Annotated in this window: 15 protein-coding genes; 10 read left to right on the top strand and 5 right to left on the bottom strand. The window is 71.1% G+C overall.

The window, feature by feature from the left end; genetic code table 11:
- Positions 1-144: 144 nt before the first annotated feature.
- From KR541_RS33700 to KR541_RS33735, 8 genes are all read left to right on the top strand, one after another.
- Positions 145-3,537 carry a maltotransferase domain-containing protein gene (locus KR541_RS33700; protein WP_216090130.1) on the top strand — a complete coding sequence of 1,131 codons (3,393 nt, stop codon included), beginning with the start codon at positions 145-147 and terminating at the stop codon, positions 3,535-3,537.
- Positions 3,537-6,947 carry a maltose alpha-D-glucosyltransferase gene (gene treS, locus KR541_RS33705; protein WP_216090220.1) on the top strand — a complete coding sequence of 1,137 codons (3,411 nt, stop codon included), beginning with the start codon at positions 3,537-3,539 and terminating at the stop codon, positions 6,945-6,947. Before KR541_RS33700 ends, treS begins: the two co-directional genes overlap by 1 nt.
- A complete protein-coding gene (glgB, locus tag KR541_RS33710; RefSeq protein WP_216090131.1) occupies positions 6,944-9,151 on the top strand; it encodes a 1,4-alpha-glucan branching protein GlgB in 2,208 nt (735 codons plus the stop codon). Before treS ends, glgB begins: the two co-directional genes overlap by 4 nt.
- Positions 9,152-9,184: 33 nt before the next feature.
- Positions 9,185-11,299 carry a glycogen debranching protein GlgX gene (glgX, locus tag KR541_RS33715; RefSeq protein ID WP_216090132.1) on the top strand — a complete coding sequence of 705 codons (2,115 nt, stop codon included), beginning with the start codon at positions 9,185-9,187 and terminating at the stop codon, positions 11,297-11,299.
- A gap of 9 nt (positions 11,300-11,308) precedes the next feature.
- The gene (gene treZ / locus KR541_RS33720) at positions 11,309-13,180 is read left to right on the top strand and encodes a malto-oligosyltrehalose trehalohydrolase (RefSeq protein ID WP_050013968.1); all 1,872 of its coding nucleotides are present in this window, start codon (positions 11,309-11,311) and stop codon (positions 13,178-13,180) included.
- On the top strand, positions 13,177-15,399 hold the full coding sequence (gene malQ, locus KR541_RS33725; protein ID WP_216090133.1) for a 4-alpha-glucanotransferase: 2,223 nt from the start codon (positions 13,177-13,179) through the stop codon (positions 15,397-15,399). Before treZ ends, malQ begins: the two co-directional genes overlap by 4 nt.
- The gene (gene treY / locus KR541_RS33730) at positions 15,396-18,161 is read left to right on the top strand and encodes a malto-oligosyltrehalose synthase (protein WP_216090134.1); all 2,766 of its coding nucleotides are present in this window, start codon (positions 15,396-15,398) and stop codon (positions 18,159-18,161) included. The genes malQ and treY overlap by 4 nt, the downstream gene beginning before the upstream one ends.
- Before the next feature lie 537 nt (positions 18,162-18,698).
- Positions 18,699-19,946: a phosphatidylserine decarboxylase family protein gene (locus KR541_RS33735; protein WP_176016201.1), complete on the top strand. Its 1,248-nt coding sequence runs from the start codon at positions 18,699-18,701 to the stop codon at positions 19,944-19,946.
- A gap of 22 nt (positions 19,947-19,968) precedes the next feature.
- Here KR541_RS33735 and KR541_RS33740 read toward each other — a convergent pair whose 3' ends face one another.
- From KR541_RS33740 to KR541_RS33760, 5 genes are all read right to left on the bottom strand, one after another.
- Positions 19,969-20,196, bottom strand: coding sequence for a hypothetical protein (locus KR541_RS33740; protein ID WP_089490474.1), 228 nt, complete (start codon positions 20,194-20,196; stop codon positions 19,969-19,971).
- A 267-nt stretch (positions 20,197-20,463) separates the two neighbouring features.
- Positions 20,464-20,793: a DUF1488 family protein gene (locus KR541_RS33745; protein ID WP_050013972.1), complete on the bottom strand. Its 330-nt coding sequence runs from the start codon at positions 20,791-20,793 to the stop codon at positions 20,464-20,466.
- A gap of 4 nt (positions 20,794-20,797) precedes the next feature.
- Positions 20,798-21,346, bottom strand: a complete 549-nt coding sequence (locus KR541_RS33750) for a type 1 glutamine amidotransferase domain-containing protein (protein WP_050013973.1) — start codon at positions 21,344-21,346, stop codon at positions 20,798-20,800.
- Between the two features lie 275 nt (positions 21,347-21,621).
- Positions 21,622-21,987, bottom strand: a complete 366-nt coding sequence (locus tag KR541_RS33755; RefSeq protein ID WP_050013974.1) for a DUF3022 domain-containing protein — start codon at positions 21,985-21,987, stop codon at positions 21,622-21,624.
- Between the two features lie 85 nt (positions 21,988-22,072).
- Positions 22,073-22,549 (bottom strand): hypothetical protein, encoded by a 477-nt coding sequence (locus KR541_RS33760; protein WP_050013975.1) that lies wholly within the window; start codon positions 22,547-22,549, stop codon positions 22,073-22,075.
- A gap of 158 nt (positions 22,550-22,707) precedes the next feature.
- Between KR541_RS33760 and KR541_RS33765 the strand changes: the two genes are divergently transcribed.
- Complete coding sequence (locus KR541_RS33765) at positions 22,708-23,070, top strand: DUF3175 domain-containing protein (RefSeq protein ID WP_050013976.1); 363 nt, start codon at positions 22,708-22,710, stop codon at positions 23,068-23,070.
- Positions 23,071-23,112: 42 nt separating this feature from the next.
- Entirely contained in the window at positions 23,113-24,435 is a 1,323-nt protein-coding gene (locus tag KR541_RS33770) for a cation:proton antiporter (RefSeq protein ID WP_089490344.1), read from the top strand.
- Positions 24,436-24,439 lie beyond the last annotated feature (4 nt).

Consider the following 24,439-nt stretch of genomic DNA (forward strand, 5'->3'; position numbering starts at 1 on the left):
GCGCGAGTCCGGCGGTCATGTAAAAACGACAGGCCCTTTCAGGCCGGCTTTCCGCACACGCCGTGCCCGCAGGGAATCGCGCAGCAGGCACGCAGATTGCGACGCACCGGCTTTACCGCTCGCGCCACCCGCTCACGCCACGCCATGGACTCCACACCGCCGTTCGCTCCGCACCTCTACTTCTGCGACGCTCGCCTCGTCGGACCGCTCGACGCCTGGCCGCAGACCTTCGCGCATATCGCGGGAATGGGCTTCGATCACGTGCTGGTCGGTGCGTTCTGGGCCGCGAGCGTCGCCGGCTTTCCGCGCCACGTCGCCGACTTCCGGCGGCCGGCCCAGTCGTTCGCGACACGCGCGAGCGCGCTCGAAACCTTCTCGCGCCTCGCGCACCTGGCGAAGGGTCATGGGCTGCGCGTGCTGCTCGAAGTCGTCCCCGATCGCATCGCGCGCGAGAACCCGCTGCGCGCCGAGCATCCGGACTGGTACGTCGAGCGCGCGTACGACGACGCGTTGATCGACCCGCGCGGCGCCGCGCATGCGCTCGACATCGCGCATGCGAACCCCGGCGACGAAGCGGTGCGCGACGCGCTGTCGGCATGGTGGTGCGCGCATCTCGCGACGTTCGCCGACGCGGGCGCGGCCGGCTTCCTGATCGACGCGCCGCATCATCTGCCGGCCGACTGGTGGCCCGGCTGGCGCGCGGCGCTGCGCCGGGCGCGCCCGGACGTCGCGGTGCTCGCGGGCGTGCCCGGCCATGCGCGCGACGCGCTCGCGCAGCTCGAAGGCGCCGGCTTCGACGCGGTGTTTTCATCGGTGCGCTGGTGGGACCTGCGCGCGCCGTGGTTCGCGGACGAACACCGGCTGCTGCGGCGCATCGGCGCGCCGATCGCGTTTCCCGATGCGCCCGACGGCCCGCGCCTCGCCGACGACTGGCCCGACGCGCCGGACGACACCGTCGCCCGCGCGTATCGCCGCGCGCTGTGGACGGCGGCGGCCGTCGGCACCGGCTGGCTCGTGCCGATGGGTTTCGAGCGCGGCGTGACGGTGCCGCTGATGGCGCGCGACGCGGATGCCGCGCGCTACCGCGCCGCATTCGAGCACGCGCGTTTCGACCTGTCGGGCGCGCTCGCCGATGCGAACGCATGGCGCCGCGCGACGCCCGTCGCGGCGGCGCGCGGCGAAATCGTGCAACTGAGCGCGCCGGGCGCAAACGCGACCGCGCTGCTGCGCGGCACCGGGCCGTCGCTCGAACACGATGACGCGGCATTGCTGATCGCATTGAATCCCGATCTCGACGCACCCGCCACGGTCGACCCCGCGACGATCCTGCCCGGCGTGCCGGGCGGCTTCACGCGCGTCGCCACGCAGGCCGGCGCGCACACGCAGCCGCCGGCCGCGCTCGAGTCGTTCACGCTCGCGCCCGGCGCGTATGCGTTGCTGCATGCATGGCGGGCGCCGCCCATCACGACGCGCGCCGACGCCGCCCGCGAGCGCACCGCGCTGTCGGCGGCGCTCGCGGCCGACCGGATCGCGGTCGAGCGCGTCGAGCCGTCGGTCGACGACGGCCGCTTCGCGATCAAGCGCGTGATCGGCGAGCCGCTCGTCGTGAGCGCATCGATCTTCACCGACGGGCACGCGCATCTGGCGGCCGTGCTGCAGTGGCGCGCCGCGGGCGACGACGAATGGCGCGAAGTGCCGTTCGAAGCCGAGCCGAACGATCGCTGGCACGCGTGCGTCACGCTCGACCGGCTCGGTCGCCATGAATTCCGCGTGGTCGCATGGCGCGACGACTGGGCGTCGCTCGTCACCGACATCGCGAAGAAGCGCGCGGCCGGCCAGGACGTGACGCTGGAGGTGCGCGAAGCGCAACTGCTGCTCGCGACCGCGCTGAAGCTCGCCGAGCCGGCCGACCCGCGCGCGGTCACGCGGATGAAACAGTTCGTCGCGGAGCTCAAGGACGCGTCGCCCGACGACCGCCTCGCGCTGATTGGCGGGTCCGCGCTCGCCGATGCATTCGCGGCGCTGCGCTACCGCCCGTTCGTCACGCACGACGCGACGATCTACCCGGTCGACGTCGAACGCCGCAAGGCACGCTTCTCGAGCTGGTACGAGATGTTTCCGCGCTCGGCCAGCGACGATCCGCACCGGCACGGCACGTTCGACGACGTGATCGCGCATTTGCCGCGCATCCGCGACATGGGTTTCGACGTGCTGTATTTCCCGCCGATCCACCCGATCGGCACGTCCGCGCGCAAGGGTCGCAACAACAGCCTGACCGCCGGCCCCGACGACGTCGGCAGCCCGTACGCGATCGGCTCGCCCGACGGTGGCCACACGGCCGTGCATCCGCAGCTCGGCACGCTCGACTCGTTCCGTGTGCTGGTCGACGCCGCGCGCGGGCACGGGCTCGAGATCGCGCTCGATTTCGCGATCCAGTGCTCGCCCGATCACCCGTGGCTCGCCGCGCATCCCGGCTGGTTCGCGTGGCGGCCCGACGGCTCGCTGCGCTTCGCGGAAAATCCGCCGAAGCGCTACCAGGACATCGTGAACCCCGATTTCTACGCGCCGGACGCGCTGCCCGACCTGTGGCTCGCGCTGCGCGACGCGGTGCTGTTCTGGGTCGACGCGGGCGTGCGGATCTTCCGCGTCGACAACCCGCACACGAAGCCGCTGCCGTTCTGGGCGTGGATGATCGACGACGTGCGCGGCCGGCATCCGGACGTCGTATTCCTGTCCGAGGCGTTCACACGGCCGGGGATGATGTATCGCCTCGCGAAAGTCGGCTTCTCGCAGTCGTACACGTACTTCACGTGGCGCGAGTCGAAGCGCGACTTCATCGACTACCTGACCGAGCTGACGGCCGGGCCCGCGCGCGAATTCTTCCGGCCGAACTTCTTCGTCAACACGCCCGACATCAACCCGCGCCACCTGCAGAACGCGCCGCGCTCGCAGTTCGTGATCCGCGCGGCGCTCGCGGCGACGCTGGCCGGCTCGTGGGGCCTGTACTCGGGCTTCGAGCTCGGCGAATCGGCGCCGCTGCCGGACAGCGAGGAATACGCGGATGCCGAGAAATACGAGCTGCGCGCGCGCGACTGGAGCAAGGCCGCGCATATCGGCACGGAAATCGCGCGGCTGAACCGCGCGCGCCGCGATCACCCCGCACTGCAGACGCATCTCGGTCTCACGTTCGTCGACGCCGACAACGACTCGGTGCTCGTGTTCATGAAGGCGACGCCCGCGTTCGACAGCGTGGTAATCGTCGCGATCAGTCTCGACCCGTGGCATCCGCAGGCCGCGAACTTCACGCTCGATGCGGCGCTGTGGCGCGGCCTCGGGCTGGCCGACGGCGAACCGCTCGATGCGCTCGAACAGGACGCCGCGCACGCGCAAACCTGGCGCGGCCATCGCCAGTACGTGTCGCTCGATCCGCACGTGCGGCCGTACGCAATCTGGCGGCTCGCGCCGTCTCCGGGCGCCGCGCGGGCGGCCGCGCCCGAACCGGATCCCGCCCGCCGCCCTTCGGGAGCGCATGCATGATGAAACGCGAAGATTCCCTCGACGACGTGCGCCGCGCGCAATTCCCGTCGCTCGCGCCGGCCGGCACGCCGCGCCGGCGCCGCGCGCGCCGCCGCGAACCCGCGCTCTGTGCGGACGATCCGCTGTGGTACAAGGACGCGATCATCTACCAGGTGCACGTGAAGTCGTTCTTCGACTCGAACAACGACGGCATCGGCGATTTCCCCGGCCTGATCGCGAAGCTCGACTACATCGCCGAACTCGGCGTCGACACGATCTGGCTGCTGCCGTTCTATCCGTCGCCGCGCCGCGACGACGGCTACGACATCGCCGACTACCGCGACGTGCATCCCGACTACGGCACGCTGGCCGACGTGCGGCGCTTCATCCGCGAAGCGCATGCGCGCGGCATTCGCGTGATCGCCGAGCTCGTGATCAACCACACGTCGGACCAGCACCCGTGGTTCCAGCGCGCGCGCCGCGCGAAGCCGGGCTCCGCGCATCGCGACTACTACGTGTGGTCCGACACCGACACGAAATACGCAGGCACGCGGATCATCTTTCTGGATACCGAAACGTCGAACTGGACGCACGACCCGGTAGCCGGCCAGTACTACTGGCACCGCTTCTATTCGCACCAGCCGGACCTGAACTTCGACAACCCGGCCGTCGTGCGCGAGGTGATCCAGGTGATGCGCTTCTGGCTCGATCTCGGCATCGACGGGCTACGGCTCGACGCGGTGCCGTACCTGGTCGAGCGCGAAGGCACCAACAACGAGAACCTGCCGGAGACGCACGCGATCCTGAAGCGGATCCGCGCGACGATCGACGCCGAGTATCCGAACCGGATGCTGCTCGCGGAAGCGAACCAGTGGCCGGAAGACGTGCAGGAATACTTCGGCAACGAGGACGAATGCCACATGGCGTTCCACTTCCCGCTGATGCCGCGCATCTACATGTCGATCGCGAGCGAGGATCGCTTCCCGATCCTCGACATCATGCGGCAGACGCCGGCGCTCGCGCCGAGCAACCAGTGGGCGGTGTTCCTGCGCAACCACGACGAGCTGACGCTCGAGATGGTCACCGATTCGGAACGCGACCTGCTGTGGCAAACCTATGCGAGCGACCGCCGCGCGCGGCTGAACCTCGGCATCCGGCGCCGGCTCGCGCCGCTGATGGAGCGCGACCGGCGCCGCATCGAGCTGATCAATTCGCTGCTGCTGTCGATGCCCGGCACGCCGGTGATCTACTACGGCGACGAGCTCGGGATGGGCGACAACATCCACCTCGGCGATCGCGACGGCGTGCGCACGCCGATGCAGTGGTCATCGGACCGCAACGGCGGCTTCTCGCGCGCCGATCCCGAACTGCTGGTGCTGCCGCCGGTGATGGGCTCGCTGTACGGCTATGACGCGATCAACGTCGAGGCGCAGACGCGCGACCCGCATTCGCTGCTGAACTGGACGCGGCGCATCCTCGCGACGCGCCGCGCGTCGCAGGCGTTCGGGCGCGGCACGATCCGCTTCCTGCGCCCGGACAACCGCAAGGTGCTCGCGTACCTGCGCGAGCTGGACGGCCACGAACCGGTGCTGTGCGTCGCGAACCTGTCGCGCGCGTCGCAGGCCGTCGAACTCGACCTGTCCGAATTCGCGGGCCGCGTGCCGATCGAGATGACGTCCGATTCGCCGTTCCCGCCGATCGGCCAGCTCCCGTATCTCCTCACCTTCCCGCCGTACGGGTTCCTGTGGTTCGTGCTCGCCGAGCATGGCCGCGAGCCGTCGTGGCGGCAGCCGCATGCGGAGCCGCTGCCCGAATACGTGACGCTCGTGATGCGGCGCGGCGATACGCGGCCGGACGTCTCGCAACTGCATGCGCTCGCGCACGACGCGCTCGCGTCGTGGCTCGCGCGGCGGCGCTGGTTCGCATCGAAGGATCGCAAGATCGGCGACGCGTGGCTGAACGTCGTCACCCCGATTCCGGACGAGCCGTTCCAGTACGCGGAGGCGTGGGTGTCCGCAAGCGACGGCCGCGTCGAACGCTACGTGGTGCCGCTCGCGGCCGCGTGGGGTGGCGAGACGTCCCATCCGCTGTTCGCGCAACTGGCGCTCGCGCGCGTGCGGCGCGGCCATACGGTCGGCTATCTGACCGACGCGTTCGCGCTGCCGGCGTTCGCGCGCGGCATGCTGCGCAAGCTGCGCGACGGCGCGACGGTGCCGATGTCCGACGGCGGCCGGCTCACCTTTCTGCCGGAAGACGCGCTCGCCGGGCTCGACCCGGGCGACGACGCGGAAGTGCGCTGGCTCGCGGCCGAGCAGAGCAACAGCTCGCTCGTGATCGGCGACGCGATCGTGCTGAAGCTGGTGCGCAAGGTCGCGCACGGCATTCATCCGGAAGCCGAAATGAGCCGGCACCTGACGCGCATCGGCTATGCGAGCACCGCGACGCTGGCCGGCGAAGTCGTGCACGTCGATCCGGACGGCACGCCGCATACGGTCGCGATCCTGCAGCGCTATGTCGACAACCAGGGCGACGCGTGGACGCGTTCGTTCGATTTCCTGCGGCGCGCGATCGACGAGCTCGCGCTGCCGGCCGCGGACGAAGGCGAGGCCGCCGAAACGGACGAGGAGCCCGACGCGCAGCTCGGCTACGCGGCGTTCGCGGGCATCATCGGCACGCGGCTCGGCCAGTTGCACGTCGCGCTCGCGCAGCCGTCCGACGATCCGGCGTTCGCGCCGGAGCGCGCGACGCCCGATCACGTCGACGGCTGGTGCGTGGACGCGATCGCCTCGTTCGAGCGCGCGCTCGACGTGCTGCGCACGCGGCTCGATGCGCTCGATCCGGCCACCCGTGCGTCGGCCGACGCGCTGCTCGCGTCGCGCGACGCGGCCGTCGAGGCGCTCGGCGAACTCGTGCCGCGCACGCTCGACGCGCAATGCACGCGGATTCACGGCGATTTCCATCTGGGCCAGGTGCTCGACGTGCAGGGCGACGCACTGCTGATCGACTTCGAAGGCGAACCGGCGCGTGCGCTCGAACGGCGTCGCGCGAAATCGCATCCGCTGCGCGACGTGGCCGGCCTGCTGCGCTCGCTGTCGTACGTGAGCGCGACCGCGCAGTTCGCGATCGAAAAAGCGCCGCCGCAGGCGGCCGGCCGCAAGCGCGCGCTGTTCGACCGCTTCGGGCAGGCCGCGGCCGACCGCTTCGTCGAATGCTATCGCGCGGCCGCCGACCACGCGCCCGCGCGCTTCGTCGATCCGCACTACGCGGACCGCCTGCTGGCGCTGTTCCTGATCGACAAGGCGTCGTACGAGCTGTGCTACGAAGCCTCGAACCGGCCCGACTGGCTGAGCGTGCCGGTCGGCGGGCTCGCGGCGCTGGTCGACCGGCTGCTCGGGGACGGCGTGCTGCCCGACGACGGAGGACACCCATGACCGACACGCTGTTCGCGCGCGCGGATATCGACGCGCTGCTCGCCGGCCGCCACCCCGACCCGTTCGCGTGCCTCGGCCCGCACGAACAGGCTGACCAGGTCGTCGTGCGGGCACTGTTGCCCGGCGCCGAGCGCGTGCGTGCGCTGTCGCCGAACGGCGCCGAACTCGGCGCGCTCGCGTGCGTCGATCGCGCCGGCTGCTTCGCGGGGACGATCGCGCGCGACGGCGGCTCGCCACACTATTTGCTCGCGATCGACTGGCCGAACGCGCATCAGGTGACCGACGACGCATACGCGTTCGGCACGCTGCTCGACGAAGCGGCGCTCGCGCGCTTCTCGGCCGGCGATCCGGAAGCCGTGCTCGACTGCCTCGGCGCGACACCGGTGCGCATCGACGATACCGACGGCGTGCGTTTCGCGGTGTGGGCGCCGAACGCTCAGCGCGTATCGGTGGTCGGCGATTTCAATGCATGGGACGGGCGCCGCCATCCGATGCGACTGCGGCGGCCGTCGGGCGTGTGGGAGCTGTTCGTGCCGGGCATCGGCCCGGGCGAACGCTACAAGTACGAACTGCGCGCACCCGACGGGCGCGTGCTGCCGCACAAGGCCGATCCGTGCGCGCGGGCGACCGAGGCGCCGCCGCGCACGGCGTCGGTGGTCGCGGACGTCGCGGCGCTCCACGCATTCGCGTGGCACGACGACGGCTGGATGCACGCGCGGCCGCGTAATGATCGCTACCGCGTGCCGTGGTCGATCTACGAGGTGCATCCGGAATCGTGGCTGCGCATCCCCGAACAGATGGAACGCAGCGCGACGTGGGACGAACTCGCCGAGCGGCTGATTCCGTACGTGAAGGGCATGGGCTTCACGCACGTCGAGTTCATGCCGATCGCCGAATACCCGTTCGGCGGCTCGTGGGGCTACCAGCCGCTCGCGCAGTTCGCGCCGTCCGCGCGCTTCGGGCCGGTCGACGGCTTCGCGCGCTTCGTCGATCGCGCGCACGCGGCCGGCATCGGCGTGCTGGTCGACTGGGTGCCCGCGCATTTTCCGAACGATGCGCACGGGCTCGCGCAATTCGACGGCAGCGCGCTGTACGAGCATGCCGATCCGCGCGAGGGGATGCATCCCGACTGGAACACCTGCGTGTTCAACGTCGGGCGCACCGAGGTCAGCGCGTTCCTGGTCGCATCGGCGCTCGCGTGGGCGCGCCGCTATCACGTCGACGGCATCCGCGTCGACGCGGTCGCGTCGATGCTGTACCGCGACTATTCGCGCAAGGCAGGCGAATGGGTGCCGAACGTGTACGGCGGCCGCGAGAACCTCGAATCGGTCGCGTTCCTGCGCCGGCTGAACGACACGCTGCACGGTGACGCCGCGCCGGCCGGCGTCGTCACCGTCGCGGAGGAATCGACCGCGTGGCCGGGCGTCACCGCGCCGACCGCCGACGGCGGGCTCGGCTTCGACTTCAAGTGGAACATGGGCTGGATGCACGACACGCTCGCGTATCTGCACGAAGACCCGATCCACCGCCGCTATCACCACGACCGGATGACGTTCGGGCTCGTATACGCGTTCTCCGAACGCTTCGTGCTGCCGCTGTCGCACGACGAGGTCGTGCACGGCAAGGGCTCGCTCGTCGCGAAGATGCCCGGCGACGCGTGGCAGCGGCTCGCGACGCTGCGCGCGTATTTCGGCTTCATGTGGGCGCATCCCGGCAAGAAGCTGCTGTTCATGGGCAGCGAATTCGCGCAATGGGCGGAGTTCGCGCACGATGCGACGCCGCATTGGGACTTGCTCGACGCGCCCGCGCATCGCGGCGTGCAGCGGCTGGTGCGCGATCTCAACCGCGCGTATGCGGCCGAACCGGCGCTGCATGCGCTCGACTGCCACGCGGCCGGGTTCTCCTGGCTGATCGGCGACGACCGCGACAACAGCGTGTTCGCGTTCGCGCGCCGCGACGATGCGGGGCATCTGGTCGTCGCCGTCTGCAACTTCACGCCCGTGCCGCGCGCCGGTTACCGGCTCGGGCTGCCCGCGCCCGGTCATTGGCGCGAACTGATGAACACCGATGCCGCGACGTACGGCGGCACCAACGCCGGCAACGACGGCGCCGTATGGGCCGAAGCCGTGCCCGCGCACGGCGAAGCGTGGTCGACGACGTTGCGCCTGCCGCCGCTCGCGACGCTGTGGCTGACTCCCGCCTGATCACTCACCTCCCCGACACGGAGATCCACCCCCATGCCGACCGCCCTGCCCGACCGTCTCGAACCCGGCCGCAGCTACCCGCTCGGCGCAACCTGGGACGGCCTCGGGACCAACTTCGCGGTGTTTTCCGCGCACGCGCACCGGATTCAGCTGTGCGTGTTCGATCCGACCGGCCGCAAGGAACTCGCGCGCCTCGATCTGCCCGAATGCACCGACGAGGTGTGGCACGGCTATCTGCCGAACGCGCATCCGGGCACCGTGTACGGGTTCCGCGCGGACGGCCCGTACCAGCCGCAGCACGGCCACCGCTTCAATCCGACCAAGCTGCTGCTCGACCCGTACGCGCGCAAGCTGGTCGGCCAGTTCCGCTGGTCGGACGCGCTGTTCGGCTATCGCGTGCATTCGAACCGGGCCGACCTGTCGATGGACCGCCGCGATTCGGCGCCCGCGATGCCGAAAGCCGTGGTCGTCGACGAAGCGTTCGACTGGAGCACCGACCGCCGACCGAACGTGCCGTGGCGCAGCACCGTGATCTACGAGACCCACGTGCGCGGCGCGTCGATGCGCCGCGCCGGGCTGCGCCCGCCGGAGCGCGGCACGTTCGCGTCGCTCGCGCATCCGGCGTTCGTCGATCACCTGCTGTCGATCGGCGTGACGACGGTCGAGCTGCTGCCGATCCATGCGTTCCTGCAGCAGCGCGAGCTCGTGAAACGCGGGCTGCGCAACTACTGGGGCTACGACACGGCCGCGTTCTTCGCGCCGGAGCCGTCGTACCTGACGACCCGCAGGCTCGACGAGATGCGTATCGCGGTCCGCCAGTTGCACGCGGCCGGCATCGAAGTCGTGCTCGACGTCGTCTACAACCACACGTGCGAAGGCAACCAGCTCGGGCCCACGCTGTCGTGGCGCGGCCTCGACAACGCCAGCTATTACCGGCTGCTGCCCGACGATCCGCGTTACCACGTCGACGAAACCGGCTGCGGCAACACGCTGAACATGTCGCATCCGCGCGTCGTGCAGATGGTGATGGATTCGCTGCGCTACTGGGCGACCGCGTTCAACGTCGACGGTTTCCGCTTCGATCTCGGCGTGACGCTCGGCCGCGAGGATCACGGCTTCGAGCCCGGCGCGGGGTTCTTCGACGCGTTGCGGCAGGACCCGGTGCTCGCGCAGCGCAAGCTGATCACCGAGCCGTGGGATCTCGGCCCCGGCGGCTATCAGCTCGGCCGCCACCCGCCCGGCTTCGCCGAATGGAACGACCGGTTTCGCGACACCGTGCGGCGCTTCTGGCGCGGCGACGCGGGGCAGCGCCCGGAACTGGCCGCGCGCCTGTCGGGCTCGGCCGACCTGTTCAATCACGGGCGGCGCCGCACGTGGGCGTCGGTCAATTTCGTCACCGCGCACGACGGCTTCACGCTGGCCGACCTCGTGTCGTATGCGGGCAAGCACAACGACGCGAACGGCGAGGACAACCGCGACGGCCGCGACGACAACTGCAGCGCGAACTGGGGCGTCGAAGGGCCGACCGACGACGCGAAGATCCGCGACGTGCGCTCGCGCGTCGCGCGCTCGATGCTCGCGACGCTGTTTACCGCGCTCGGCACGCCGATGCTCGTGGCCGGCGACGAATTCGGCCGCACGCAGCACGGCAACAACAACGCGTATTGCCAGGATAACGAACTGTCGTGGCTCGACTGGGACCTGGCGCACGGCGACGAAGGCGTACAAATGACGCGCTTCGTGTCGCGGCTCGCCGCGCTGCGGCGCATGTATCCGGTGATGTCGTCGCCGCGCTATCCGAACGGCGACCGCGACGGCGCGCCCGGCATGCGCGAGATCGGCTGGTTCGACGAACGCGGCGACGCGCTGACCGTCCCCGCGTGGGAAGACGGCGAACGCCGCGCGCTGACGATGCTGCGCGTCGGCACCGGCCGCACCGGACGCACCGAGGCGTTGCTCGTGATGCTGAACGCATCGGCCGAGACCATCACGTTCCTGCCGCCCGCGCCCGTGCTCGATTACCGGATCCTGCTCGACACCGCGACGCCCGACTCGGGCCCGCGCTCGTGGCCGCAAGCCGGGCTCGACGTCGCCGCGCATGCGGCCGTGATCGCGGTCGCGGCCGTGCCACCCGACCTGTCTTCGTGAGGAGCCGCCATGACGTCCCGTTCCGCCCATTCGCCCGGCACGCACGCATACGCGTCGTCGTTCGGCGCGACCTGCCTCGATGCGGACCGCACGCGCTTCCGGCTGTGGGCGCCCGCGAGCCGCACGGCCGCCGTCGAACTGCAGGACGCGGGCGGCCGCGCGCTCCCGATGGCGCCGGCCGGCGACGGCTGGTTCGAGACGATCGCGCCGTGCGGCCCAGGCACGCTGTACCGCTACCTGCTCGACGACGCGCTCGCGGTGGCCGATCCCGCGTCGCGCTTCCAGCCGTATGACGTGCTGGGCCCGAGCCAGGTCGTCGATCCGGCCGCGTACCGCTGGCGTCACGACGCGTGGCGCGGCCGTCCGTGGCGCGAGACGGTGCTCTACGAGCTGCACGTCGGCGCATGCGGCGGCTACGCGGCCGTCGAACGGCGGCTGCCGGCGATCGCCGAACTCGGCGTGACCGCGGTCGAGCTGATGCCCGTCAATGCGTTCCCCGGCGCGCGCAACTGGGGCTACGACGGCGTGCTGCCGTTCGCGCCCGACGCGTCGTACGGGCGGCCCGAGGAACTGAAATCGCTGGTCGACACCGCGCACGGGCTCGGGCTGCAAGTGTTCCTCGACGTCGTGTACAACCACTTCGGCCCCGAAGGCAACCTGCTGCCGCGCTACGCGCCCGACTTCTTCCGCGCGGACCGGCAGACCGCGTGGGGGCCGGCGATCGACTTCTCCCGCCCGCAGACGAGCGCGTTCTTCATCGACAACGCGCTGTACTGGCTCGACGAATACCGTTTCGACGGGCTGCGCATCGATGCCGCGCACGCGATCGACGACGACGCGTGGCTGCGCGAACTCGCGCGCCGCGTGCGCGCCTACGCGGGCGACGCGCGCCACGTGCATCTCGTGCTGGAGAACGAGCGCAATACCGCGAGCCTGCTCGGCCCCGGCGGCTTCGACGCGCAATGGAACGACGACTTCCACAACAGCGCGCACGTGCTGCTGACCGGCGAGCGCGACGGTTACTACCGCGCATACGCGGATGCGCCGCTGCGTCATTTCGCGCGCACGCTCGGCGAAGGCTTCGCGTATCAGGGCGAACCGTCGCCGCTGCACGACGGCGCCGCGCGCGGCGAGCCGAGCGCGCACCTGCCGCCGACCGCGTTCGTCGCGTTCCTGCAGAACCACGACCAGATCGGCAACCGCGCGTTCGGCGAACGGCTGCGCGCGCTCGCGAACGACGACGCGGTGCGCGCGGCCACCGCGCTGATGCTGCTCGCGCCATCGATTCCGCTGCTGTTCATGGGCGAGGAAGACGGCAGCACGCAGCCGTTCCAGTTCTTCACCGACTATCGCGGCGCGCTCGCCGACGCGGTGCGCGAAGGGCGGCGCCGCGAATTCGCCGCGTTTCCCGCATTCGCCGACGCCGCGCATCGCGACGCGATTCCCGACCCGAACGACATCGCGACGTTCGTGCGCTCGTCGTCGCACCATCCGCCCGACGAGTCGTGGCCCGACGCGGCCGCGTGGCGGCGCTTCTACCGCAGCGCGCTGGCCGTGCGCGCGGCGCTCGTGACGCCGCACCTGGCCGATGCGCGCGCGCTCGGCGTCGACCTGCTCGCGGGCGACGGCGACCCGCCCGCGCTGGTCGCGCGCTGGCGCCTCGGCGACGGCAGCACGCTGACGATCGCGCTGAATCTCGGCTCGCACGACGCGACGCTGCCCGCGCTGCCGGTCGGCAAGATCGTGTTCGAGACGCCGCCGCGTGCGCGCGACCGGCTGCCCGGCGGGCACGTGCCGCCGCGCGCGTGCATCGCGTGGCGCGACGGCGCGGTCAACCACGATGCGCGGCAGCACCGCGCGAACGGACGGAGCCCTTCATGACGACCGACGTCCCGATCGCGGCGCTCGCCCGGGCGGCCGGCCTGGAACCCGACTGGACCGACTCGGGCGGCGTCGCGCGACGCGTGGACGACGATGCGCTCGTCGCGCTCGTCGATGCGCTCGGCTGGCCGTGCGGCACCGCGATCCAGCGGGTCGACAGCGCGGCGGCGCTCGCCGATGCGAACGCGGCGCCGCCGCGCGTCGTGACCGGTGACGCCGGCCTGCCGGTGACGCTGCCCGCGACCGTCGCGGCGCCGGGCGCGCGCTTCCGGATCTCGCTCGAAACCGGCGGGCACGTGGATGGCCGCGTGGGCGGCACGGGCGAACCCGGCACGCTGCCGCCGCTCGCGATGCCCGGCTATCACGCGCTCGACATCGGCGAGCAGCGTATCGGGCTCGCGATCGCGCCGCCGCGGGCGCGGCCGTTCGACGCGTTCGCCCGCGCCCACGACGCGGGCCGCCGCTGGGGCATTGCCGCGCAGCTCTACAGCCTGCGCCGCACCGGCGACGACGGCGCGGGCGACTACACGGCGCTCGCGCGACTTGCCGCACAGGCCGCGCGCCACGGCGCGCAGGCGGTGGCGATCAGCCCGACACACGCCGGCTATCCGGCGCTCCCCGCGCACGACAGCCCGTATTCGCCGTCGTCGCGACGCTGGCACAACGTCGCGTATCTCGACTGCGATGCGGTGCCGGGCGCCGATGTCGCGCGTCGGGCACCCGACGGCCCGGCCGATGCCGCGCTGATCGACTGGCCGCGCGTGCTGCCGGCGAAGCTGCGCCGTCTGCGTGCGTGCTTCGACGCATGGCGCGCGAGCGACGACCCGTCGCGCGATACGTTCCAGCGTTTTCGTGCGGCGGGCGGCGCGGCGCTCGACGCGCATGCGCGCTTCGATGCGCTGCAGGCATTCTGCATCGAGCACGGGATCGGCGCGGACTGGCGGCAGTGGCCCGCGCAATGGCGCATGCCGGGATCGGCGGAAGTCGACGCGTTCGCGCACGCGCATACCGACACGATCGCGTTCCACACGTTCCTGCAATGGTGCGCGTCGCGCGCGCTCGGCGACGCGCAGCACGCGGCGCGCGGCGCGGGGATGGCGACCGGTCTGATCGCCGATCTCGCGGTCGGCTCCGATCGGGCCGGCAGCGACGCGTGGGCGCACGGCACGACGCTGCTGCGCGGCGTGTCGCTCGGCGCGCCGCCCGACCTGTTCAATGCGGCCGGCCAGGCGTGGGGCGTGACGACGTGGACGCCCGACGCGCTGCGCGCGGACGGCTTCATGCCGTTCATCGAACTGCTGCGCGCGGCGTTCGCGCACGCGGGGGGCATCCGCATCGATCACGTGCTCGGCTTCGCGCGGATGTGGATCGTGCCGGACGGCGGCCCGCCGCGCAGCGGCGCGTACCTGCGCTATCCGCTCGACGATCTGGTGCGGCTTGTCGCGCTGGAAGCGGCGCGTCATCGCGCGATCGCGATCGGCGAGGATCTGGGCACCGTGCCGGCCGGGTTGCGCGAACGGCTCGGCGCGCAGGGTGTCGCGGGCATGCGCGTGCTGTGGTTCGAGCGCGACGCGCACGGCGCGTTCCGGCCGCCGTCCGCGTGGGATCGCGACGCGATCGCGATGACGTCGACGCACGATTTGCCGACCGTGGCCGGCTGGTGGCGCGGCGTCGATCTCGGGTGGCGGCGCGTCGCGGCCGACGCCGAGGCCGCTAAGCGACGCGACGAAGCGCAATCGCGAGACGTCGCCGCTCCGGCGCCGGACGATGCGAGCGCGCACGATTCGGACGAGATCGTGCAAAGCATGGCGTTCGGACACGATACCGTGCAGCGCCCCGATTCGAATCGCGCGACGCCCCCGCCGCCGCCCGACCTGCTCGCCGCGCATGCGGAACGCGCGACCGAGCGCGCGGCGCTGTGGCACGCGCTGCAGCACGCCGGCTGCGCGCCGGCCGGCGCCGCGGTGCCGCCGGCCGACATGCCGCCGTTGAACGCGATCCTGGCCTACGTCACGAGCAGCCCGTCGCCGCTCGCGCTGCTGCCGCTCGAGGATCTGCTCGCGCTCGACGCGCAGCCGAACCTGCCGGGGCCGCCGTGCGGCCATCCGAACTGGCGGCAGCGGCTGCCGCGCCCGATCGACACGCTGTTCGACGCCGACGTACGCACGCGCATCGCCGCGGTCGTGCAGGCGCGCCGCGCGCGGAGGCACGGCCCATGACCCCACGCGCGACGCTGCGACTGCAGCTGCATGCGGGCTTCACGTTCGACGACGCGGCCGCGCACGCCGACTACTTCGCGCGGCTCGGCGTCAGCCACCTGTACCTGTCGCCGGTGTCGACGGCCGAGCCCGGCTCGCTGCACGGCTACGACACCGTCGACCACGGCGCGCTCAGCGCGGAACGCGGCGGCGAAGCCGGTTTCATGCGGCTCGTCGACGCGCTGCGCGCACGCGGCCTCGGCATCATCATCGATATCGTGCCGAACCACATGGGCGTCGGCGGATCGTCGAACGGCTGGTGGAACGACGTGCTCGAATGGGGGTCGGCGAGCCCGTACGCGCGCTATTTCGACATCGACTGGCATCCGCCCGACCCGGCGCTCGACGGCAAGGTGCTGTTGCCGTGCCTCGGCGCGCCGTACGGCGACGCGCTCGCGGCCGGCGACATCACGCTGCGCGCCGATCCGGCCGCGGGCCGCTTCTATATCGCATGCCCGGGGCGGCGGCTGCCGGTCGCCGCCGCCACCTACGCGGAGATCCTGCGCATCGCGAATCGCGCGGACCTGAACGCGCTCGCCGAGCGCTTCGACGTCGCGCCGATCCGCGACAGCGCGCGGCTGGCCGCCGCCCATGCGGCGCTGCGCGACCATGCGGCCGCGCACGGCCCGCATGCGCTCGATGCGGTATTGCGCGGCGCCGATCCGCGCCGCGCACGCTCGCGCGCGTGCCTGCATCACTTGCTCGAACGCCAGCACTACCGGCTCGCGTGGTGGCGCACGGCCGCCGACGAGCTGAACTGGCGGCGCTTCTTCGACATCGCGACGCTCGCGGCCGTGCGCGTCGAAGACGAGGCGGTATTCGACGCCGTGCATGCGCTGCCGCTGCGCCTGCATGCGGCCGGGCTCGTCGACGGCGTGCGCGTCGATCACGTCGACGGCCTCGCCGATCCGCGCGCGTATTGCCGTCGGCTGCACGCACGGCTCGCCGCGCAGCGCGACGCGCGGCCCTATATCGTCGTCGAGAAGATCCTCGCGCCCCGCGAAGCACTGCGCACCGACTGGGCCGTCGACGGCACCACCGGCTACGACTTCATGAACGACGTTGGCGCGCTGCTGCACGACCCGGCCGGCGCCGAACCGCTCGCCGCGCACTGGGCGGCCGTATCGGGTTCCGCGCGCACGTTCGCGCAGGAAGCGCTCGACGGCAAGCGGCGCGTGCTGATGCGCCAGCTCGCCGGCGAGCATGCGCGCGTCGCGCGGCTGCTGCACGGGATTGCGCGGGCGTCGCCCGCGACGCGCGACATCAGCCTGATCGCGATCCGGCGCGTGCTCGGCGAACTCGCGATACGGCTGCCCGTGTACCGGATGTATCCGGCGCGGGGCGCCGAACCGGCCGACGTCGACCGCCGCGTGCTCGCGCACGCGTACGACGGTGCTTGCGCGACGGTCGATCCGACCGACCGCTTCGCGCTCGAGCGTGTCGCCGCGTGGTTCGGCTTGCCGGTCGTGCGCGTGCCGCGCGTGGACGCCGAAGCGCTGGTCGCCGCGCGTGTCGCGTTCGCGCAGCTCACCGCGCCGCTGGCCGCGAAGGGCGTCGAGGATACGGCCAACTATCGCTACGGCCGGCTGCTGTCGCGCAACGAGGTCGGCGCCGATGCCGGCGACTTCAGCCTGTCGCGCGGCGCGTTCCATGCACGCAACCGGCGCCGCGCGCGCACCGCGCCGCACGGGCTCGTCGCGACGGCCACGCACGATCACAAGCGCGGCGAGGACGCGCGGGCGCGGCTCGCGGTGCTGAGCGAGGTGCCCGATGCGTGGCGCGCGGTGTCGCTCGACTGGTCGGCGCTGAATCAGCCGCATCGCGGCGGCGCGCACCGCGACCTCGCGTGGACGCCCGGGCCGGCCGCCGAGGCGATGCTGGTCCAGACGCTCGTCGGCTGCTGGCCGCCTGCGCTCGCCCCCGACGACGCGGCCGGCCTCGACGCGCTCGCGACGCGCGTCGTGCAATGGCAGACGAAGGCGCTGCGCGAAGCGAAGCAGTACACCGACTGGCTCGCGCCCGAGCCGGACTACGAGCAAAGCTGCGAAGCGTTCGTCCGCGCGATCCTGACGCCGCGCGGCGCGGGCGATTTTGCGCATCGGCTGCATGCGTTCGTCGCACGGATCGCGCCGGCCGGCGTCGTCAACAGCCTGACGCAAACGGCGCTGCGAATCGCGTCGCCCGGCGTACCCGATCTCTATCAAGGTAGCGAGTCATGGGATCACTCGCTCGTCGATCCGGATAACCGGCGCGACGTGCCGTTCGCGACGCTGGCGACCGAAGCGGTCGACGGGCCGGTTGCGTCGTATCTATCGACATGGCCCGATGCGCGCGTGAAGCGTGCGCTGATCGAGCGGATGCTGGCGCTGCGTGCGCGATGGCCGACGACATTTGCGGACGGCGCATACGTTCCGTTGCGGGTGCGTGGCACGCTCGCGCGGCACGCGGTGGCGTTCGCGCGCTGCGATGACGCGGCGACCGTGGTGGTGATCGCGACTCGGCTCGCGTGCCGGTTGCTCGGCGAAGCGCCTGCGTTGCCGCGGGTGGAGCCTGCGCAATGGGGCGATACGGCGGTCGTGCTGCCGTGCGCCGTCGAAGGGCCGTGGGTCGACGGGTTGAATGCGGGGGACGCGCTCGATGCGCCGGAAGGGGTACTGGCGCTCGATCGCTGTCTGGCCGAGTTGCCTGTGGCGGTGCTGGTCGCGGGGCGGAATGGTGGTTGAAGCCGACGCCCGGTTCGTGCCAGCCCCGTGAGTCACCGAAATCGATTTTGTGCAAAACGTGCCGTAAATAATCGATTTTGCACACACGTCATCGAATTTCAACCGAAACGCCCGATCGTAAGCGTCTTTGTGCAGTCAACGACGGGCGTCGGCAACCTCACGACCACTCTTCCGGCGGCATCTCGCCGCTATCGTCTTCCCACAGCGGTTTCCCCGCCTCCGCTCCACGGCTCGGCGTCACGGGCCCATTTCCGCTTGCACGACCGCCACCGCGCTCACCGCGCCGCGCACCGTCGCGCGGGGCCGCCGCATGCGGTCGTGCGCGCACCCGCGTCGGCGTCACGGTCCGCTGGCCGTCGCGGCGACGCTCGTCCGTCGATCCCGCATCGTTCGTCTGTCGTGCGTTCGAAGCCGTATCCATTTTTCTCTCCTGAGTCATCGAAAAAACCGGTCGCCCGAACGCAGCAATTTCGGTGCCGCGCGCCGGGCAAGCGTCTTGCTCCATCGCTTCGCCCCCTAACCATTACGGAGGTGACGATGACGAATCGCAACGCGCCGCCCGCCACACGCCGCCGCCTCGGCGGATGGATGGCCACCGAGGAATCGCACATGGCCGCATTCCGCGAAAAAATGGCGAACGAAGCGCGCGCGCATGCCGGCGACCGGCTGCGCACGCCGGCCGTCCAGGAACTCGCGCGGCTGTTCGACGACAACGCGGTGCTGCGCATGAGCCTGACGCGCGCGATCGACGAAGCGCTCGAAGCGGGATACCGGCTCGGCTACGCATCGATCGGCGAGCTGATGACGGTGCTCGACCATCTGATGACCTACACGCCGCCGTTCAGCGAGGAAAGCCTGATCGTGTGCCCGCTGAACGCATTCCTCGACTGGCCGATGTGCATGCCGTCGGGTCACGCGGTGTTTCGCGACGCGTCGGTCAATGCGCAGTTGAAGCGCGTATTGAATGCGTGGTGCGACTTCCTCGGCGGCCCGCATTCGCGCGCGCATCTCGACACGTCGCCGCCCGACGGCTGGTTCTGCGACGAAGCGCGCAAGCGCCTCGGGCTGTCGCAGTTCCAGTATCGCGAAGACCAGCCGCACTGGGGCTTCGATTCGTGGAACGACTTCTTCACGCGGCGCTTTCGCGACGGCGCGCGGCCCGTCGCGGCGCCCGACGATCCGCACGTGATCGTCAGCGCGTGCGAAGCGTCGCCGTATCACACCGAAACGAACGTGAAGCTGCGCGACACGTTCTGGATCAAGTCGCAGCCGTACTCGCTGCGCGACCTCTTCACGCCCGCGTGGCTGTCGCTCGCCGAGCGCTTCGTCGGCGGCGACGTCTACCAGGCCTACCTCAGCGCGTACAACTACCATCGCTGGCATGCGCCGGTGCGCGGGGTAGTCACCCACGCGTATCGGGTGGACGGCGCCTATTACTCGGTCGCCGAAGCCGAAGGCCCGGACCCGGCCGGGCTCAACGACTCGCAGGGCTACATGACGGCGGTCGCCGCGCGCGCGGTGGTCGCGATCTCGAGCGACGATCCCGGCATCGGCACGGTGGCTGCCGTGTTCGTCGGGATGGGCGACGTGTCGTCGTGCGTGATCGAGGTCATGCCGGGGCAGCGCGTCGACAAGGGCGACGAGATCGGCTATTTCCAGTTCGGCGGCTCGACCTACTGTCTGCTGTTCGAGGCCGGCGTGATCGACCGCTTCCTGTACGCGCCGCCGTTCGAAGGCCAGCCGCCGGTCGTGCAGGTCAATGCGCCCGTCGCGATCGCGCGGTGAGCGCCGCGCGCGGCCCGGTGCGTCACGCTTCCGTGGCGTCGAACCGGGCCCCGTCCTGCCGCTGCACGCAGCGCAGGACCGACAGGCCGTCGGCAGTCAGCGCGGGCCGGTGTTGGCCGGACGCAGCGTCGCGCTCCATCACGATCAGGTGTCGTTCGACGAGCGCGACGATGTCGTCGCGGTCGATCTGGATCTGTTCCGGCGCGTGATGCGCCAGGAACAGCGCGGCAAATTCGTGTGCGGTCAGCATGCTCGTTTCCCCGTTGGCGGCGATGCGCGACGCGACACCGGCGTCGCATCGGCAGCGGCGCGAATCGTGCGTCGGCGACGTTACGGGCATGCAGGGAACGTGCCAATCGGTGTTATTCGAGTGGTGGCCGTGCGATGCGCGCGCCGCGCGATGCGGCACCGCACGGCGCGTTCGAGCCGCTGCAAAGTTTTCAACGGCATGTAAGGGCGGCGGGCCGCACGCGGACGGCGTAAAAGCGGGCGCAACACCTGGGGACTGCGCCGCCGCTCACGACCCCCGCGGGCCAAACAACCCAGCCCGCGCACGCCCGGCCGGCGCACGGAAATACCCGCTGTGCAGCACCACGTCGTGGTTGCCGCTCGCCAGCACGTCCGCGCACGCGGCTTCGATACGCGCACGACCGCGCTCGAACGCGTCGCGCAAATCGGCCTCCAGCGCGGAGCGCGCGCCGAAATGATCTTCCAGCGCCTCGACGGTAATCGCGCAGGCGTGCGGCACCCCGTCGACGTCGACGACGAAGCGCAACTGCAGCGCCGCGCCGTCGAACGTGGGCGGTTCGTCGGTCAGCGTCACGCGGCGTGGGGAATCGGCCGGCATCGGCTCAGGCCCTCCGCGACGCGAGGCGCTCGATCAGCGCGCCGTTGAACGCGGGCAGATCGGCCGGCTTGCGGCTCGTGATCAGGTTGCCGTCGCGCACGACTTCCTCGTCCACCCACTTGCCGCCCGCGTGACGGATGTCGTCCTGCAGGCTCGGCCAGCTCGTCATCGTCTTGCCTTCGACGAGCCCGGCCGATACCAGCAGCCAGCCGCCGTGGCAGATCGCGGCGATCGGCTTGCCGGCGCCGACGGCCGCCGTCACGAATTCGCGCGCGGCCGGCACCATCCGGATCGCATCGCCGTTGATGACGCCGCCCGGCAGCACGACCGCGTCGTAGTCGCCTTCGCGCGCATCGTCGAACGTGCGGTCGACCTTCACGCGCTCGCCCTTGTCGACGTGCCGGAAACCCTGGATCTCGCCGCGCTGCTGCGAAATCACGTCAACCTGCGCGCCTTCGGCCGCAAGCGCGCGCTGCGGTTCGACGAGCTCGGCTTCCTCGAAGCCGTCGACCGCCAGAATCGCTACCTTGCAATGATCCAGCCTGCCGCTCATGAATGCCTCCGTGGATGGGATGGGGATAGAGATAGGTCGGCACATGTCGTGCCGTTGCCTGTCGCGCAGCAATCGCCGTTCCGGCCGCGGAAGCCGCTGCCCATGTGCGTCGTCACGCCGTGCGTAGCGCGGCACAAAGGGGAACGACCCGCCATCGATGGCGGCCACCCGCGAACGGGCGGGATCGGCCGCTGTACGTCGCCGCGCCCGGCTGCAAAGATTTCAACGGGATGTAACGCAACGCCGCGGCGACGCCGCACGTCGATCCGATGCGATTACTGCAGATGACGGGCGGCGTCGAGCATCGCGTCGGTCAGTTCCACCGTCAGCGTCAGGTTTTCGCCGGTATCGGGCAATTGCTCGAGCGTCTGCTGCACGGCGTCGTGCAGCATCGCGTGCACGCGCATCCGCGCGCCTTCGTCGAGATCCGCGTAGCGTTCCATCGTCGAGCATTCGAGCGCGAGCACGACCGAATGCCGGGCCGCCTCGGGCGGCGCCTCGACGGCGTTCGCCCACGCTGCGTGGAACATGACCCTGCCCGTTTCGACGTCCACGTGGACCGTCGTGTCGAGATCGTCCATGTCGCTTGCCTCGCCGTCGATCTCGTCGTGCTCCAGGAAAATCCGGGAATTCGATTGCATGATGTCCTCCTGCGTGGTGGCGGTGCGCCCGTCCCGGGAAACCGCGCCGCCATCGCGCCGTGCCGGCCGCGCCGGCACGACACCGTCAATAACCGCTGGACCCGCCGCCCGTGCCGCCGGCCCCGCCGCCGCCCGTGCCCGTCGAGCCGGCCGAACCGCCGTTGCCGGCGCCCGTGCCGCTCGTTCCACCCGAGCCGCCCATACCGCCCGACCCGCCGGCGCCGCCAGAGCCGCCGCCGACACCGCCGCCCGCGGCGCCGCTACCGCCCTGGCCCGCGCCGTTCGGGCCGCCGCCCGGCTTCACATGGCCGGCCGCCCCGCTATGCGAACGCATCCCGTGCTTCGCGCCATGCCGTTGCGTACCCGCCGGCGGAGGCGGCGCGGCCGTATTGCCGTTGGCGCTCGGCGTCGACATGTCCATCGACGGATTCGGCGCGCCAGTGCCCTCGTCCGAGCGCTGCGAATTCTGCGCCCACGCGGGCGGCGCCGCCGCGACGATCGCGACGGCCGCGCCGGCCAGCACGCGCCGTGCGACAAACTTCGATTCGAATGCTGATTTCATGGCGTTTTCTCCCTATGGGTGATCGCGTGATGAAAATTCCTGCTCCGACGTCTCAGCAAGGCCCATGCCGTCACTGGCCGCGCTCGCGCCGCGGCACGGGATTTGCGGCGCCTCTGTCCACACGACCTTTCTGTCATCTCATACGGAGCCCCTGCCTGATGCCTTCCGCTTCCGCCTCTGCTTCCCATGCGCACGGCAAGCGCCACACGCGTCGCCCGGGCCGCGCGCGCAGCGCCGACCCGGCCCACCGCAAGCGCTGGTCCGGCGAAGTCACGCAAAAAAGCGATGCGCTCGACATCGAGCCCGACATCTTCAAATCCGACGATCCGGCCGCGATCGCGGCGTCGCTGAAGCACTCGGCCGAGCACAGCCGTCGCCGCAAGGCGTCGCCGTTCCAGTCGGCGATGTCGATGCTGAACTTCTACGTGAACCGCGCGGGCCGCAACCTGCCGAAGACGCGCCGTACGACGCTCGAACGCGCGAAGCGGAAACTGCGCGAAGCCTTCGGCCGCAAGCCGTGACGGCTGGCGCGCCGCCCGTCTCCCTCCCTGCGATTCACACGCATGCACGAAACCCTCTGGTACCTGATCATCGGCGCCGTGCTGCTCGGCATGGGCGTCGTGACGTCGGCGCTGCGCCACCTGCCATGCAGCTCGGCCATGATTTACCTGGTGCTCGGCGTCGCGCTCGGCCCGGCCGGCGCCGGCCTGCTGCATCTCGACCTCGAACGCGACGGGCCACTGCTGCGCGAGATCGTCGAAGTCGCGCTGCTGGTGTCGCTGTTCGCGATCGGGCTGCGGCTGCGCGTGCCGCTGTCCGACAAGCTGTGGCTCGTGCCGTGCCGTCTCGGGCTGCTCGCGATGATCGTCACCGTGCCGCTGCTCGCCGCATGCGCGGTGCTCGCGCTGGCCCTCGGTTGGGGCCCCGCGCTGCTGCTCGCGGCGATCCTCGCGCCGACCGACCCGGTGCTCGCGCACGACGTGCAGGTGCACGATCCGGGCGATCGCGACCTGGTGCGCTTCGCGTTGTCCGGCGAAGGCGGGATGAACGACGGCATCGCGCTGCCGTTCGCGCTCGCGGGGCTCGCGCTGTGCGGCGCACCGGGCGCCACGCACGGCATCCCGCCGCTGTCCGGCACGTTCGCGCTCGTCGCGCTGTGGGGCATCGCCGGTGCGGCCGCGATCGGCGGCGGGCTCGGCTGGGTCACGACGAAGACGATCGGGTGGCTGCGCACGCGCCACGGCCAGGCGCTCGGCCTCGAAGGCTTCTTCGCGCTCGCGCTGATCGTGCTGTCGTTCGGCGCCGCGCAGCTCGCGCACACGTTCGGCTTCATTGCGACGTTCGCGGCCGGCGTCGCGATGCGGTGGGTCGAGCATCGCGCGAGCGGCGACCGGCCACCGCGCGAAGTGATCGGCCAGATCGACTCGGAAGACGTGGTCGCCACCGAGAAGCATCCGGACAAAGCGCATGCGTTCATGGCCGAATCGGTGCTCGGCTTCACGATCGAGCTCGAACGGATCGCCGAAGCGATCGTGATGACGATGATCGGCAGCGTGCTCGCGACGTTGCCCGGCCCGCTGCTCACGTGGGGCGCCATCGCGCTGGCCGCCGCGCTGTTCGTCGTCGTGCGTCCGCTCGCGGTGCTGGTCACGCTCACCGGCTCGCGCGCGACGCATGCGCAGCGGCGGCTGATGGCGTGGTTCGGCATTCGCGGGATCGGTTCGTTCTACTACCTGCTGTTCGCGCTCGAGCACGGGCCGTCCGACGTGGTGCGCCCCCTCGCGGCGCCGGTGCTGGCCGTGGTATCGGCTTCGGTGGTCGCGCACGGGATCTCCGCGACGCCGCTGATGAACTGGTATTACCGGCTGCAGCAGCATCGGCGCTGACGCT

Source organism: Burkholderia sola, assembly GCF_905400185.1.
GTDB lineage: Bacteria > Pseudomonadota > Gammaproteobacteria > Burkholderiales > Burkholderiaceae > Burkholderia > Burkholderia sola.

Excerpts from the sequence above, each read along its gene's own strand:
- glgB (WP_216090131.1), top strand. The coding sequence starts at position 6,944 with ATGACCGACACGCTGTTCGCGCGCGCGGATATCGACGCGCTGCTCGCC.
- KR541_RS33745 (WP_050013972.1), bottom strand. The coding sequence starts at position 20,793 with ATGCCGGCCGATTCCCCACGCCGCGTGACGCTGACCGACGAACCGCCC.
- KR541_RS33750 (WP_050013973.1), bottom strand. The coding sequence starts at position 21,346 with ATGAGCGGCAGGCTGGATCATTGCAAGGTAGCGATTCTGGCGGTCGAC.
- malQ (WP_216090133.1), top strand. The coding sequence starts at position 13,177 with ATGACGACCGACGTCCCGATCGCGGCGCTCGCCCGGGCGGCCGGCCTG.
- treY (WP_216090134.1), top strand. The coding sequence starts at position 15,396 with ATGACCCCACGCGCGACGCTGCGACTGCAGCTGCATGCGGGCTTCACG.
- treS (WP_216090220.1), top strand. The coding sequence starts at position 3,537 with ATGAAACGCGAAGATTCCCTCGACGACGTGCGCCGCGCGCAATTCCCG.
- KR541_RS33770 (WP_089490344.1), top strand. The coding sequence starts at position 23,113 with ATGCACGAAACCCTCTGGTACCTGATCATCGGCGCCGTGCTGCTCGGC.
- KR541_RS33760 (WP_050013975.1), bottom strand. The coding sequence starts at position 22,549 with ATGAAATCAGCATTCGAATCGAAGTTTGTCGCACGGCGCGTGCTGGCC.
- KR541_RS33700 (WP_216090130.1), top strand. The coding sequence starts at position 145 with ATGGACTCCACACCGCCGTTCGCTCCGCACCTCTACTTCTGCGACGCT.
- KR541_RS33755 (WP_050013974.1), bottom strand. The coding sequence starts at position 21,987 with ATGCAATCGAATTCCCGGATTTTCCTGGAGCACGACGAGATCGACGGC.
- KR541_RS33735 (WP_176016201.1), top strand. The coding sequence starts at position 18,699 with ATGACGAATCGCAACGCGCCGCCCGCCACACGCCGCCGCCTCGGCGGA.
- KR541_RS33765 (WP_050013976.1), top strand. The coding sequence starts at position 22,708 with ATGCCTTCCGCTTCCGCCTCTGCTTCCCATGCGCACGGCAAGCGCCAC.
- KR541_RS33740 (WP_089490474.1), bottom strand. The coding sequence starts at position 20,196 with ATGCTGACCGCACACGAATTTGCCGCGCTGTTCCTGGCGCATCACGCG.
- treZ (WP_050013968.1), top strand. The coding sequence starts at position 11,309 with ATGACGTCCCGTTCCGCCCATTCGCCCGGCACGCACGCATACGCGTCG.
- glgX (WP_216090132.1), top strand. The coding sequence starts at position 9,185 with ATGCCGACCGCCCTGCCCGACCGTCTCGAACCCGGCCGCAGCTACCCG.